Consider the following 13,257-nt stretch of genomic DNA (forward strand, 5'->3'; position numbering starts at 1 on the left):
GCAAGGACATTGCCGCGCTTCAGCAGGAAGTGTCGCGCCTGCAGAAGATGATTTCCGCTCAGGGCGCCGAAGCCTATTACGAAGTGCGCGACCGCGCCGGCAAGGCCATTGATGAATCGCTCCCTCGCGCCAAGAACGCCGTTGCCCAGATCCGCGCGGAGGGTGTAGCCGCAGCCGGTGCTGCCCGCGAACATGCGGCGGCAACGACAACCGCCCTCGTCCTCGCCGGTGCATTGGGCTTCCTTGCCGGCTACCTGCTAAGTGGTTACCAACAGTCGCAGCCGCAACATTGGTGGCGTTAGGCAGCTTACTACCGCAGCGCACAATAAGAATGATTATTTGGGACCCCGCCGATCGGAAATTCGGTAGGGTCCATAAATACTTATGTCTTAGAAAAACCAATTTTTAATGGCAGGTAGGCGAGCATAATAATGAGGGAGGACAAACCATGGAAAACAAGAAAGCGAATTGCATCGTCGAGGTCAGCGTAGACAGCGCGACCGGCCGCCGTGCAGTTGGCATCATGAATATGCGCCAGGCGCTCGAACTGCCCGAAATGCTGAGCCTGACCTATACCCATCCTGACCCGGTGAAGGCCGCTGCCGGCATCGTCGTCAATCGTCAGGAACTGGCAGGCTTCCTCGCCTGCCACTAAGTCCGGCAGGGTTTTACAATATCAGTAACGGAGCCGCCGGCGGACGATCCTGTTCGGCTGCCATTCAGCGCGCGCTCCCCTGCCCTCATTATTCCTTTGAGTTGTCGCCGCCTTCGCTGGCGTCCGTCTGCCGTTCATGCAAAGAATGCGGCATTGCAACCAGGCAAGGACGGCTGAGTGGGAGAGCGGCGCCAACCGCAGAAATTGCGTGAACGCGAGAAAGCCGGCGCGGATACCGGCGGCAAGCGGGTCACCCTGCCGCGTGCTCTTTCGAAGCTCGGCTATTGTTCCCGCACCCAGGCCGAACGCCTGATCGCCGACGGCCGTGTTGCGGTCGATGGGCGGATCATCCGGAATCTCGACGCCTGGGTCGATCTCCAATCAGCAAAGCTTGCAGTCGACGGCGCAACGATCGCCGCCGAGGCGAAAATCTACCTGATGTTGAATAAGCCGCGCGGGCTGCTGACGACCCGGCACGATCCGGAAGAGCGTCCGACGGTCTATGATTGTCTCAAGGAATTCGACATTCCGCATCTTTCACCGGTCGGCCGGCTCGACAAGGCAAGCGAAGGCCTGCTGCTGTTTACCAACGATACCGAGTTCGCGCAGGCCCTGCTCGATCCGATCACCCATGTGACCAAGACCTATCATGTGCAAGTCAACCGCATCATGGATGCGGAATCGCTGGCCGAAATGACATACGGGATCCGGCACGACGGCGAAGTGCTGACAGCGACGGCTGCACGGCTCCTGCGAAGCGGCGACCGCAACTCCTGGATCGAGGTGGAACTTGACGAGGGCCGTAACCGGCAGATCCGCCGCATGCTCGAAGCCACCGGTGCGGAGTGCCTGCGGCTGGTGCGGGTTGCAATCGGCGGGCTTAAGCTTGGAGAGCTGCCGAAAGGCTCGGTGCGCGCACTGACAGAGGCGGAGCTACGCGACCTGAAGCGGCGGACGGGCATGGAAAGGACCGGGCGGAATTGATGCAGAACGACGATATCGCGCCGCATGACTTCTGGCAGGAGCTCCATCCCCCGGGCAGCTTTCCGGCAGATGGCGATTTTACCTCGTTCTATGTCGCGGAACTGCACGACCGCCGCCAGCTTCGTCTGCCAATCCGGGTGCTTGCCGACAGCGACCACGCTCTCGCCTCGCTGATCGTCAACCAGGCGAGCTTCGCCGTGCTCGATGCGCTTGCCGGGCAACTGGCGGCAACGATCAGGCACTTTGACATCGATATCGTCGCAGGCCTGCCGACGCTCGGGTTGACGCTTGCTGCAGCAGTCGCCCAGAAGCTCGGACACGCGCGCTACGTACCCTTGGGCACCTCCCGGAAATTCTGGTACCGCACCGACCTTTCCGTAGCCCTGTCGTCGATCACGACGCCGGAACAGCAGAAGCGTCTTTATATAGACCCGCGCATGCTGCCGCTGCTTCGGGGCCGCCGTGTCGCGCTGATCGACGATGTCATTTCGAGCGGCAGTTCCATCGTCGCGGGCCTGCAATTGATGATGGCCTGCGATATCGAGCCTGTCGTCGTCGCCGCGGCGATGCTGCAATCCGAACGCTGGAAGGAAAAGCTCGCCGCTGAAGGCGCCCAATGGCCCGACCGCACCGTTGGCGTCTTCGCGACACCGATACTCGAAAGGACGGCAGAAGGCCGTTGGCGCGCGCCCACTGCCTGACCTCGCACAATATGAGGATTGTTCGATCTTTCCGCGCGCCCTCCCTATACAGCCCTGTCCGGATGGCTACATTCCGCTGACGGTTGAAACGCGAGCCCGCCCATGACGTTCGAGCAAGCATCCCTGCTGATCCTTCTCTCGGCAATGCTCGTTCTGTTCTCCCTGAACCGTATCCGCATCGAGGTCGTGGCGATCGGGGGCCTGCTTGCCGGGTATCTCTTCCGACTTTATCCAGCCGATCAGGTCTTTGCCGGCTTCGCGAGTCCCGTCGTCATCACCGTGGTCGAGATTCTACTGATCGTCCAGGTGCTCGCCCGCGCGAAACTCTTTGACAGCCTCGCCGCACGTTTTGCAGCCGCCGGACTGTCCGGCTTCACGGTCATCGCCAGTCTTTCGGCGGTCACCGGGCTCATCTCGATCTTCATGAACAATATCGGCGCCTTCGCGATCATGCTGCCTGCAACGCTGCGCATCAGCAGCGTCATGGATATCCCCCGGCGCCAGCTCGTCATGCCGATTTCCTTCGCGGCACTTCTCGGCGGTCTCGTCTCGCTGATCGGAACGCCGGCCAATCTGCTTGTCAGCGATGCATTGACCAAGGCAACGGGCTCCGGCTTTCATTTTTTCGATTTCGCCTATGTCGGCCTTCCTGTCGCCATCGCCGGAATTCTGCTGATGGCCGCTCTCGTTCCGCACCTATTTCCCGAAACGGACGACGAACCTGCCGCTGCGGCGCCAGCCCGACGGCGCATCGTGACGGAACGGCGCATTCCTGAGGGTTCGCCGCTCGCCGGCGTACGCCTTCTCGATTGCTCCAGCCTCTTTGAAATCCAGCCGCACGCATTGATCCGCAACGGCCGATTCGTCTTTGGCCCGCTCGATCAGTCGACGATCGAGGCAGGCGATAGCTTGCTTGCCGAAGGCGCCGATGCAGTTTTTGCCGGTCTCGCCGCCTCGGCTGCGCTCGTTCCAGAAGCTCATCCGAATGGGCTGCAGGCGGATTTCACCCGCATCGAGGCCGTCGTCATGCCGGAGAGCACGCTGGTCGGCTCGCGAATCCGCTCGTTGGAGGTTTTTAAGAGCCGGAGCGTCAGGGTTGCCGCTCTCTCCATGCGGTCACCACGGATCGAAGGCCGCTTCGAGGATTTGCAGCTCTCGATCGGCGATATCCTCCTGCTCGAAGGCCCACGCGAGGCGGTCGCTGAAGCGCTTGAGGAATGCGAATGCCTGCCGCTCGCCTCCCAGCCTGCAGACGAGGCGACGTCGAATGCGTGGCGGCCCTTCCTGATCTTCGCTGCTGGCGTGACGCTTTCCGCTGTCGGGCCGATCCGCCCGGAGATCGCATTTGCGGCTGTCGTGCTCGTTCTTGCGCTGATGGGCTATCTCAACATCCGCCAGGCCATGGCGGACATAAACTGGCCGATCATCATCATGCTGGCCGCGATGATCCCAATCGGCTCGGCTGTTGCCGCAACAGGCACGGCCCAGCTGGTCGCCGATTGGCTGAGCCTGCTCGTGCCGATAACCATGCCGCTTGCCGGCATCGCACTCCTGCTCTTCATCGCCATGGCGCTTACGCCTTTCGTCAACAACGCGACAGTGGCAATTGTGCTCAGTCCCGTTGCGCTGGAATTCGCGGAAGCGGCACACCAAGCCCCGGCCGCCTATCTGATTGCCGTTGCCGCCGGCGCGTCGCTCGATTTCCTGACGCCGTTCGGCCACCACAACAATACGCTGGCGATGAGCATCGGCAGCTACCGCGTCTCCGACTTCCTGCGCGCCGGCAGTCCGCTGGCGTTTGCTTCCTATTTTCTGACCGTTCTTCTAGTCGCCCTGATCTGGCTTTGAAAGCCATTTGCTTGACATCCCCTGCAATGGAACTAGAGCAAGGTGAAACCCCGCGACAAAGGACTATCGAGCCCGTGCGAATTCTTTCCGAAGCCCATTTCCCCGAACTGCCGAACTATTACCGCGGCAAGGTGCGCGAGAATTACGACCTTCCGGATGGCAGCCGCATCATCATCAGCACCGACCGCCTCAGCGCTTTCGACCGCATCCTGACCTGCATCCCATATAAGGGCCAGGTGCTGACGCAGACGGCACGCTACTGGTTCGAAGCAACCAAGGATATCTGCCCAAACCACGTCATTGTCTATCCGGACCCGAATGTGGTCATCGGCAAGCGGCTCGACATTCTGCCCGTCGAGGTCGTCGTCCGGGGCTATCTCGCCGGCACCACCGGCACGTCGATCCTCACTCTTTATAAGAAGGGCGAGCGCGAAATGTACGGCATGCGCCTGCCGGACGGCATGCGCGACAACCAGCGCCTGCCCGAGCCGGTGATCACGCCGACCAGCAAGGAATTCGACGGCGGCCATGACGAGCCGCTGACGCCTGACGAGATCGTCAGCCGCGGGTTGCTCACAGCGAAACAGTGGGCAACGCTTTCGAGATACGCGCTCGCGCTTTTCGCACGCGGCCAGGAAATGGCTGCAAAACGCGGCCTCATCCTTGTCGACACCAAATACGAATTCGGAACCGACAAGGACGGCAATATTATTCTCGCCGACGAAATCCACACGCCGGACAGCAGCCGTTACTGGCTCGCGGACAGCTATCAGCAGGCCTTCGAAGCCGGCACGCGCCCCGCAAGCTTCGACAAGGACTTCGTCCGTGCCTGGGTCGCCGAGCGTTGCGACCCGTACAAGGACGCGATCCCCGAGATCCCGGTCGAATTGGTCGAGCAGACATCGAAGGTTTACATCAAGGCCTATGAGGCGATTACCGCCCAGTCTTTCGTGCCGGATGACAGCGGCGAAACCCCGGTTGCCCGTGTGCGAAGCAACCTTGCGCGCTATTTCCCTTAAAAATCCGGAACGAACCGCCCGAAAGCCGCCTGTGCGCTTGCGGGATTTCGCCGGAAGGCGTTAGCATGTGCAAGGAAGGGGTGCCGGTCGGAAGGCCGGCTTGGGAACGAATGGCACGAAGGCCGCGGCGCAAGGCCGAGGAAACGCGGGAAGACATTCTGTCGATGGCCGAATTGCTGTTTCGCCAGCGCGGTTTCGTCGCCGTATCGATCGCCGACATCGCCTCCTCCCTCGGCATGTCGCCGGCCAATGTCTTCAAGCATTTTCATTCGAAAGTGGCGCTCGTCGATGCCATTGCCGAACGGCATCTCGGCAATGCCACCGAGCGCTTTGGCTCTTTCGACCGAAACCTCCCGCCGAAAGAGCAACTGCTGCGTTTCGTGCTTCGGCTTCTCGAAAGCCACCTCAAGGACATTCAGGAAAATCCCTACATCTTCGAAATGGTGCTGACGACAGTTCAGGCGAAGCTCGAAGCGGGTAATCGCTACCGCGAGCGAATCGAGCAGCAACTCGAAGAAATCATCCGCGAGGGGGTTAGCGCAGATCATTATAAATGTTCCGATCCGCGCCGCGCCGCTCATACCGTTGCCGATGTCCTTGCATCGGTGCTGCACCCCGTGCTGATCGCCCGTGACGATAAGGATACACTTGTGCACAGGGCTGAGGAGATCGTCTGTTTTGTAGATACTGCACTGCAAAATAGCGCTTGCTAAGTGACGATCATTGAATTACGTCACTTCGTAAATCTTTTCTTAAGTTCGGATCGAAGGGTATTTGAATCCCGCTAATCACGCTCCTTATATGGATGCAGCGCTCCGTCGCCGGGGCTGGTGATCCGATCCGCAAATGCCAACCGCAAGGGAATTCAGCATGATACGGCGTGGCTTCATCATCTCTTCAGCTTTGGTGCTGGGCGGATTGCTTACTGCCTGCAGCGACAGCAACAACCAGGCCGGCGGCGCAGGTGCGCCTGGAGCGGCGGCTCAGCAGCCCGCCCCGGTCGGTGTCGTGGCGCTGAAGAAGGATACGTTCCCGGTCACGACGATCCTTCCGGGCCGGGCCGAGGCCTATCAGACGGCCGATATCCGTCCGCAGGTCAGCGGCATCATCCGTGAAATCGCCTTCAGAGACGGCAGCGAGGTGAAAAAGGGCGACCTCCTCTATCAGATCGAAGACGCGCCTTATGTTGCAACCGTCGAACAGGCTAAGGCGGCAATCGCCAAGGCCGAAGCCAGCGTGCCGAGCGCGCAGAGTAATTTCGACCGCTACCAGCGCCTCGTCGGCAGCGGCGCGACACAGATCGAATTCGAAACGGCAAAGACCACCCTTCTCCAGGCTCACGCTGAGGTCGAATCGGCCAAGGCCACCCTTGCCTCCGCGCAAATCGATCTCGACCACACGAAGATCGTCGCGCCGTTCGACGGCGTCATCGACGAGACGGCCTACAACGTGGGCAACGTGGTGGCCGCCAATCAGACAGCGGCGCTGACGACGATCCGCCAGCTTGACCCGATCTATGTTTCGCTGACCGAATCGAGCACCAATCTCCTCAGGCTCCGTGATGCCTTGGCATCTGGCACCGTTCGGGGTGAAGGCGCCGATGTCGCATTCCGGCTCATCCTGGAAAACGGCAAGGAATACGCCCAGAAGGGCAAGCTGGATATGTCGAAGCAGATCGTCAGCGAGACGACCGGCACCTTCATCATCCGCGTGCTCTTCCCGAATCCGGATCTCGTCATTTTGCCGGGCATGTATGTGCGCGCGACCGTCGAACTTGGCGCCGAGGTCGGCTATGCGCTGCCGCAACTGGCCACCAGCCGCGACGCGACCGGGCGTCTGACGGCGCAGTTCATCTCCGCTGATGGCAAAGTCGAGACACGTGTCTTCGAAAACGCCTCGCCCTCCAACAATTCCTGGCTCGTGACCGACGGCGTGAAGGATGGCGATCAGCTGATCGTCAGCGGTCTGCAGTCGATCGCGCCCGGCATGCCGGTTACGCCCGTCCCCATGAAGATCAATGAAAGCGGTGTGGTCGTGGCTGCCGAGCAGGCAGCGGCCGGTGACGCCCAGAAGCCGGCCGCGCAGTAGGACGCGCCCGCCTCTAACATTGATCCAAGCCGCACAGGAATAATTTGATGGCCAAGTTTTTCATCCGACGCCCGATTTTTGCCTGGGTCATTGCGATTTCCATCATGCTCGCAGGCTTGCTCGGCATCTTCACTCTGTCGATCTCGCAGTATCCGGACATCGCACCCACCACGGTGCGTATCAACGCCACCTATCGCGGCGCGAGCGCTGAAACCGTCGAGAAATCGGTGACGACGATCATCGAAGACGGCATGACCGGCCTTGATGACCTCACCTACATGACTTCGACCTCGTCGACCGGTTCGGCCAGCATCTCGCTGACGTTCGGAACAAGCGTCGACCCGGACATCGCCCAGGTGCAGGTCCAGAACAAGCTGCAGCTCGTTCAATCGCAGCTTCCCGATGACGTCATCGATGCCGGCATCAGCGTCACGCGATCGACCTCCAGTATCCTTTTGGTCGGCTCGCTGGTTTCGACCGACGGCAAGCGGAATTCCGTCGACCTCGGCAACATCCTGTCTAATCAGATCGAAGATCAGATCCAGCGTCTCGAAGGCGTCGGCAGCATCAATATATTCGGTTCGGGTTACGCCATGCGCGTCTGGCTCGATCCCTTCAAGCTGCAGAAGTATCAGCTGACGCCAAGCGACGTAACCTCGGCTATCGAGGCTCAGAACACCCAGGTCTCCGTTGGCTCGCTCGGCGCACAACCGCTCGTCGAAGGCCAGCAGCTGAACGTCACGATCACCGCGCAGAGCCAGCTGACGACGGTCGCGGACTTCGAGCGGATCATTCTGAAAGTGGAAAAGGACGGCTCGACGGTCCGCCTCAGCGATGTCTCGCGCATCGAAATCGGCCAGGAAAGCTACGGCGGCTCTTCGCGCTACAATGGTCAGCCCTCGAGCGGCTTTGCCGTCAACCTCGCGATCGGCGCCAACGCCATCGATACCGCGGAGCGCGTTCGCTCGGCGCTCGACACGATCGGACGCGGCCTGCCGGAAGGCGTGGAGATCACCTATCCTTACGACACGACGCCCTTCGTCGAGCTGTCGATCGAGAAGGTCGTCCATACCCTCATCGAAGCGATCGTTCTCGTCTTCGTGGTTCTTCTTGTCTTCCTGCAGAACCTGCGCGCGACGCTGATCCCGACCATCGCCGTGCCGGTGGTGCTGCTTGGAACCTTCGGCATTCTCGCGGCAACGGGATATTCGATCAACACGCTGACCATGTTCGCCATGGTTCTCGCAATCGGCCTCCTCGTCGACGACGCTATCGTCGTTGTCGAGAACGTCGAGCGCATCATGTCGGAGGAAAAGCTGTCGCCGCTTGAGGCGACCGAGAAGTCGATGGGCGAAATCACCGGCGCCATCGTCGGCATCGCGCTGGTTCTGACCGCCGTCTTCATTCCGATGGCCTTTTTCGGCGGTTCGACCGGCATCATCTACCGTCAGTTCTCGATCACCATCGTTTCGGCCATGCTGCTTTCGGCCCTCGTCGCCATCGTGCTGACGCCGGCACTCTGCGCGAGCATGCTGAAACCGGTCGGCGAACACAGGAAGCACCGCGTCGGCGACTGGTTCAACCGCAACTTCACGCGCTCGACCAATGGCTACGTCCGCACCATCGGCTATCTGTTGAAGCGTCCGATCCGGGTCATGCTGGTGTTCCTGCTCGTCGGCGCCGGTTGCGCCTATCTGTTCACGCGCCTGCCGAGCTCGTTCCTGCCGCAGGAAGATCAGGGCGTTCTGCTGACGATCGTCACCACGCCGCCCGGATCGACCACGCAACAGACCCAGGCCGTCGTCGAGAAGGTCGAAAAATACTATCGCGAAAACGAGAAGGACTCCGTCGAGTCGGTTTTCGGCGCCCTTGGCTTCAGCTTCAACGGCTCCGGCCAGAACAGCGCGATCGTCTTCACCAAGCTCAAGGACTTCTCGCTTCGTACCGATCCCAATCAGCACGCGCAGGCGATCGTGACGCGGGCGCTCAAGACCTTCTTCACCTTCCGCGAAGCGCAGGTCTTCGCATTGCTTCCGCCGGCGATACAGGGTCTCGGCGTGTCCAGCGGCTTCTCGATGTACCTCGTCGATACCGGCGGACACGGCACAGCTGCGCTCGACACCGCCTCCAAGCGGCTGATCCAGATGGCCAATGCCAGCGGCAAGGTGGTCGCCCTCCGCAATAACAACAAGGAGGTCGAGCCGCAGATGCGGATCGTCATCGACCAGGAGAAGATCGGCGCCATGGGCGTCGATATATCTGCGGTCAATGCGATGCTCTCTGTCATCTTCACCGGCCGCGACGTCAATGACTTCACGCTGAACGGCGAGATCAAGCCGGTCTACGTGCAGGGCGATGCGCCCTTCCGAATGCAGCCGACTGACCTCGACCACTGGTATGCCCGCAACTCTTCCGGCGAAATGGTTCCCTTCTCCGCCTTCACCTCGACGGAATGGGTAAAGGGTGCCCCGACGCTCGCCCGCTTCAACGCGGTCAGCGCGATCCCGCTCGACGGCGCTTCGGCACCGGGCGTCAGCTCCGGCGACGCCATGAACGAGATGGAGGCCCTGACTGCACAGCTCGGCGGCGGCTATACGGTCGCCTGGCAGGGCATTTCCTATCAGGAGCGGCTCTCGGGTTCGCAGGCGCCGATGCTTTATGCAATTTCGGTGCTCGTCGTCTTCCTTTGCCTCGCCGCACTCTACGAAAGCTGGTCGATCCCGTTCTCGGTGATCATGGCGGTGCCTGTCGGCGTGCTCGGCGCGCTTATGGCTGCGACCCTCTTCGGACAAGCGAACGACGTCTACTTCAAGGTCGGTCTTCTGACGACGATCGGTCTCGCAGCGAAGAACGCGATTCTGATCGTCGAATTCGCCAAGGACCGGATGGAGACCGGAATGGGGCTCTTCGAGGCGACTCTGGAAGCGGCAAGGCTGCGTTTGCGCCCGATCATCATGACATCACTTGCCTTCATTCTGGGCGTCGTGCCTCTTGCCGTCGCCACCGGCGCGGGCTCCGCAGCCCAGAACGCAATCGGCATCGGTGTCCTCGGCGGCATGCTCGCGGCGACTGCGCTCGGGATTTTCTTCGTGCCGTCCTTCTTCGTCGTCATCCGACGCGTATTCTCCCGCCGCAAGAAAATTGTGGCGTGAGTGTGATAAAAATGCACTGCCAGAATGAATGACTCATTGATACATTGCCCGCGGACTGCTTCGGCATGGTGTACCTCGTTGGGACGAAGCGCGGCCGAAGGCAAAGCATGATGCTTTTGGCAAGAATTTAGACTTGGTCGAGTTACAGGAAGAAATGAATGATATCTCTTCGTTTTGCTACACCGGCACTATTGCTGTTGCTGGCGGGCTGCGTGAGCGGACCGGACCACACGCCTCCGGAGATGCCGCTGCCGGCGAAATTCGATGAGGGCAGCACCAAGAATATCGGTGATGTTGCGACGGTGGCCTGGTGGTCGGCCTATCGCGACAGGCAGCTCGACAGCCTGGTGGCGCGCGGCATCGACCAGAACCTCGACGTGCTGCAGGCGATGGAGCGCATCAATTCGGCGTCCTCGAATGTGACGGTCGCCGGGGCCGGTTCGCTGCCGAGCCTGGTGGTCGGCGCCTCGCACACGGTGTCGGGCCAGATGGGCTCGGAGCGCACCCGGGTGGGTGCTACCAACACCACTGGCGGCGAGGCCAATGTCTCCTGGCTGCTCGATCTCTTCGGCCAGTACCGCCGCTCCAAGGAAAGCGCGCTTGCCTCGCTCGATTCGGCCTATGCCAGCGCCGACGTGGCCCGGCTTGCCTTCCTGCAGGATCTCGTCTCGACCTATATCGACGCCCGCTTCTTCCAGGAGCGCATTGCGCTGTCGAAGGCCAACCTGCAATCGCGCCGGGAGACCTACGACCTCACCAAGTTCCAGCTGGAAGCCGGGGCCGCCTCCAGGCTCGACGTCGTCCAGGCCGAGGGCCTGGTGCAGTCGACGCAGGCCGAAATCCCCGGTCTGGAAACCAACTTCCGCGTCTCGGCGCATCACATCGCCACGCTGCTCGGCCTGCCGGCCTCCTCGCTGATGGCCGAACTGCAGAGGGGCGCCGCCCAGCCGGTCTACCGTGCCGGCATCATCTCCGGCATCCCGGCCGACCTGATCCGCAACCGTCCCGACATCCGCGTGGCCGAGCGCAATCTGGCAGCGGCGACCGCCAATATCGGCGTTGCCCAATCGCAGCTTTATCCGTCGATCGCGCTGTCCGGCTCGATCTCGCCGACCTGGGTCAACCCGGCCAGTGGCCGCGGCGGCGGCCTGACCACCTGGTCCTTCGGCCCGACGCTCAACCTGCCGATCTTCGACGGCGGCCGCCTGCGCGCCAATGTCGACATTGCCAAGTCGGACGCCAAGACCGCCTATCTCGCCTGGAAGGCAGCGGTGCTCAACGCCGTCGAGGAAGTGGAGAACGCGCTGTCGGCGGTGCGCCGCGACGCCCAGACGGTGGAAGCGCTGCGCGCCCAGGTCAAGACGACGCAGGAATCGCTGGAACTGTCGACGGCAAGCTACAAGGACGGCGCCTCCTCGCTGCTCGACGTGCTCGACGCCCAGCGCCAGGTGTCGCTGGCCCAGGCGAGCCTGGCGGCGGCCGTGCAGCAGATGGCCAAGGACTACGTCTCCCTCAACGTCGCCATCGGCGGCGGCTATGCCCCGGGCGGCAAGGTCAACTCTGTCTCCGCCACCGTGGCAAAGGGCCCCACAAAGAGCTGATAGAGCCATTTCTATGAATGACAAAAGCCCCGGCAACGGGGCTTTTTTTATTGCTTCTCGAAAAATCCCGTGTGCAACACGCCCTATCCCACAAAATGGATTCGACAAGCCGGTGCGCTTCAGGTACGCGTGATTAAACGATTAATCAAACGCATTATGAAACCATGGCTCAGCTGCGCCCGGGACCGAACCTCAGCAGGATTGCGACGTCGCTAGGCGTGTCGGTCGCAACGGTGTCGAACGCGCTTTCGGGCAAGGGGCGCGTCTCGGAGCAGCTCGTCGGAAAGATCAGGGAACATGCCGCGGAGCTCGGATATGTTCCAAGCCAGGCGGGTCGGGCGCTTCGCACCGGCCGAAGCGGCGTGCTCGGCCTCGTTCTTCCCGACATCGCAAATCCCCTCTTTCCCAAGATTGCGCAGGCGATCGAATTCGCCGCCGCCTCTGCCGGTTACGGCGTACTGATCGCCGACTCGCGCGGCAATGTCTCGGCGCAGACCGAAGCAATCAACCGGCTGGTCGAACGCGGCGTCGACGGTATGGTGATCGTGCCCCGCCGCGCAACGCGAATATCCGCGGCAAGCTGCCCAGTCGCCGTCATCGACACCGCATCAACCCCCGGCAACACGGTTGCAGCCGATCATTGGCAGGGTGGCGAACTGATTGCCGCTCACCTCGCTGATCTCGGCCACAAGCGAATCCTCATCATCGGCAACAATCCGGAATCGAACGTGCAGAACGATCGGGCGGGTGGCATCCGTTCGGGTCTTTGTGCGGGCATGAGCGCCGAAACGCTCTGGATCGAAAAGCTTGAACATCAGGCCGGCAGCGGCTGCCCGCTCGGACTTGCAAGAAAGGTCGAGGAGGGCTTCAGCGCCTTTGCCGCCCTGTCCGATCTTCAGGCGCTGCGGGTGCTCACGGAGCTGCAGCGCGACGGCATCGATGTGCCTGCAGAGGCCAGCGTCACCGGTTTTGACGACCTCATCTGGTCTGCGGTCGTGACACCCGCACTTACCACGGTGAAGATGGACATGGACGCCATTGCCGAGATCGCCGTATCGGCCTTGCTTAACAGCATAAACACAGGCCGCACGCGGGAGGGCGCACTCGTGACCGCGCAGAATGATCGCGTGCCCATGCAACTGATCGTCCGCCAATCATCCGGGCCGGCGAAGCCGGTTCAAGAAAACCTGCAGATGGAGAACTCATGAC

Annotated in this window: 11 protein-coding genes (1 of these 11 cut by a window edge); all 11 read left to right on the forward strand. The window is 61.4% G+C overall.

What is annotated here, in order from left to right; all coding sequences use genetic code 11:
- A protein-coding gene (locus QA644_RS15390) for a hypothetical protein (protein WP_074069548.1) crosses the window boundary here: on the forward strand, positions 1-302 show its 3' portion. The gene continues 37 nt to the left of window position 1, outside the view; the window shows 302 of its 339 coding nt (coding positions 38-339); its start codon lies beyond the left edge, outside the window; it ends in the stop codon at positions 300-302.
- 146 nt (positions 303-448) lie between these two features.
- Positions 449-655 carry a hypothetical protein gene (locus QA644_RS15395; protein ID WP_022719384.1) on the forward strand — a complete coding sequence of 69 codons (207 nt, stop codon included), beginning with the start codon at positions 449-451 and terminating at the stop codon, positions 653-655.
- A gap of 177 nt (positions 656-832) precedes the next feature.
- Positions 833-1,639 carry a pseudouridine synthase gene (locus tag QA644_RS15400; protein WP_074069549.1) on the forward strand — a complete coding sequence of 269 codons (807 nt, stop codon included), beginning with the start codon at positions 833-835 and terminating at the stop codon, positions 1,637-1,639.
- Between the two features lie 14 nt (positions 1,640-1,653).
- Positions 1,654-2,340, forward strand: coding sequence for a phosphoribosyltransferase (locus QA644_RS15405; RefSeq protein ID WP_283072400.1), 687 nt, complete (start codon positions 1,654-1,656; stop codon positions 2,338-2,340).
- A 102-nt stretch (positions 2,341-2,442) separates the two neighbouring features.
- A complete protein-coding gene (locus QA644_RS15410) occupies positions 2,443-4,188 on the forward strand; it encodes an SLC13 family permease (RefSeq protein WP_283069375.1) in 1,746 nt (581 codons plus the stop codon).
- A 74-nt stretch (positions 4,189-4,262) separates the two neighbouring features.
- Positions 4,263-5,207, forward strand: a complete 945-nt coding sequence (locus tag QA644_RS15415) for a phosphoribosylaminoimidazolesuccinocarboxamide synthase (RefSeq protein ID WP_283069377.1) — start codon at positions 4,263-4,265, stop codon at positions 5,205-5,207.
- Between the two features lie 110 nt (positions 5,208-5,317).
- Positions 5,318-5,920, forward strand: coding sequence for a TetR family transcriptional regulator (locus QA644_RS15420; RefSeq protein WP_239597149.1), 603 nt, complete (start codon positions 5,318-5,320; stop codon positions 5,918-5,920).
- Positions 5,921-6,077: 157 nt separating this feature from the next.
- Positions 6,078-7,295 (forward strand): efflux RND transporter periplasmic adaptor subunit, encoded by a 1,218-nt coding sequence (locus tag QA644_RS15425; RefSeq protein WP_283069378.1) that lies wholly within the window; start codon positions 6,078-6,080, stop codon positions 7,293-7,295.
- A 47-nt stretch (positions 7,296-7,342) separates the two neighbouring features.
- On the forward strand, positions 7,343-10,447 hold the full coding sequence (locus tag QA644_RS15430) for an efflux RND transporter permease subunit (RefSeq protein ID WP_283069380.1): 3,105 nt from the start codon (positions 7,343-7,345) through the stop codon (positions 10,445-10,447).
- A 158-nt stretch (positions 10,448-10,605) separates the two neighbouring features.
- A complete protein-coding gene (locus QA644_RS15435) occupies positions 10,606-12,048 on the forward strand; it encodes an efflux transporter outer membrane subunit (protein ID WP_283069382.1) in 1,443 nt (480 codons plus the stop codon).
- A 164-nt stretch (positions 12,049-12,212) separates the two neighbouring features.
- Positions 12,213-13,256: a LacI family DNA-binding transcriptional regulator gene (locus QA644_RS15440; protein ID WP_283069383.1), complete on the forward strand. Its 1,044-nt coding sequence runs from the start codon at positions 12,213-12,215 to the stop codon at positions 13,254-13,256.
- The last annotated feature ends 1 nt before the right edge of the window (position 13,257 follow it).

Origin of the sequence: Rhizobium sp. CC1099 (genome assembly GCF_029714385.1) — a bacterium.
In the GTDB taxonomy this organism is placed as follows: domain Bacteria; phylum Pseudomonadota; class Alphaproteobacteria; order Rhizobiales; family Rhizobiaceae; genus Rhizobium.

What these genes read in the sequence shown, in the direction of transcription:
- QA644_RS15425 (WP_283069378.1), top strand. Translation starts at nt 6,078, where the DNA reads ATGATACGGCGTGGCTTCATCATCTCTTCAGCTTTGGTGCTGGGCGGA.
- QA644_RS15395 (WP_022719384.1), top strand. Translation starts at nt 449, where the DNA reads ATGGAAAACAAGAAAGCGAATTGCATCGTCGAGGTCAGCGTAGACAGC.
- QA644_RS15420 (WP_239597149.1), top strand. Translation starts at nt 5,318, where the DNA reads ATGGCACGAAGGCCGCGGCGCAAGGCCGAGGAAACGCGGGAAGACATT.
- QA644_RS15440 (WP_283069383.1), top strand. Translation starts at nt 12,213, where the DNA reads ATGGCTCAGCTGCGCCCGGGACCGAACCTCAGCAGGATTGCGACGTCG.
- QA644_RS15435 (WP_283069382.1), top strand. Translation starts at nt 10,606, where the DNA reads ATGATATCTCTTCGTTTTGCTACACCGGCACTATTGCTGTTGCTGGCG.
- QA644_RS15410 (WP_283069375.1), top strand. Translation starts at nt 2,443, where the DNA reads ATGACGTTCGAGCAAGCATCCCTGCTGATCCTTCTCTCGGCAATGCTC.
- QA644_RS15430 (WP_283069380.1), top strand. Translation starts at nt 7,343, where the DNA reads ATGGCCAAGTTTTTCATCCGACGCCCGATTTTTGCCTGGGTCATTGCG.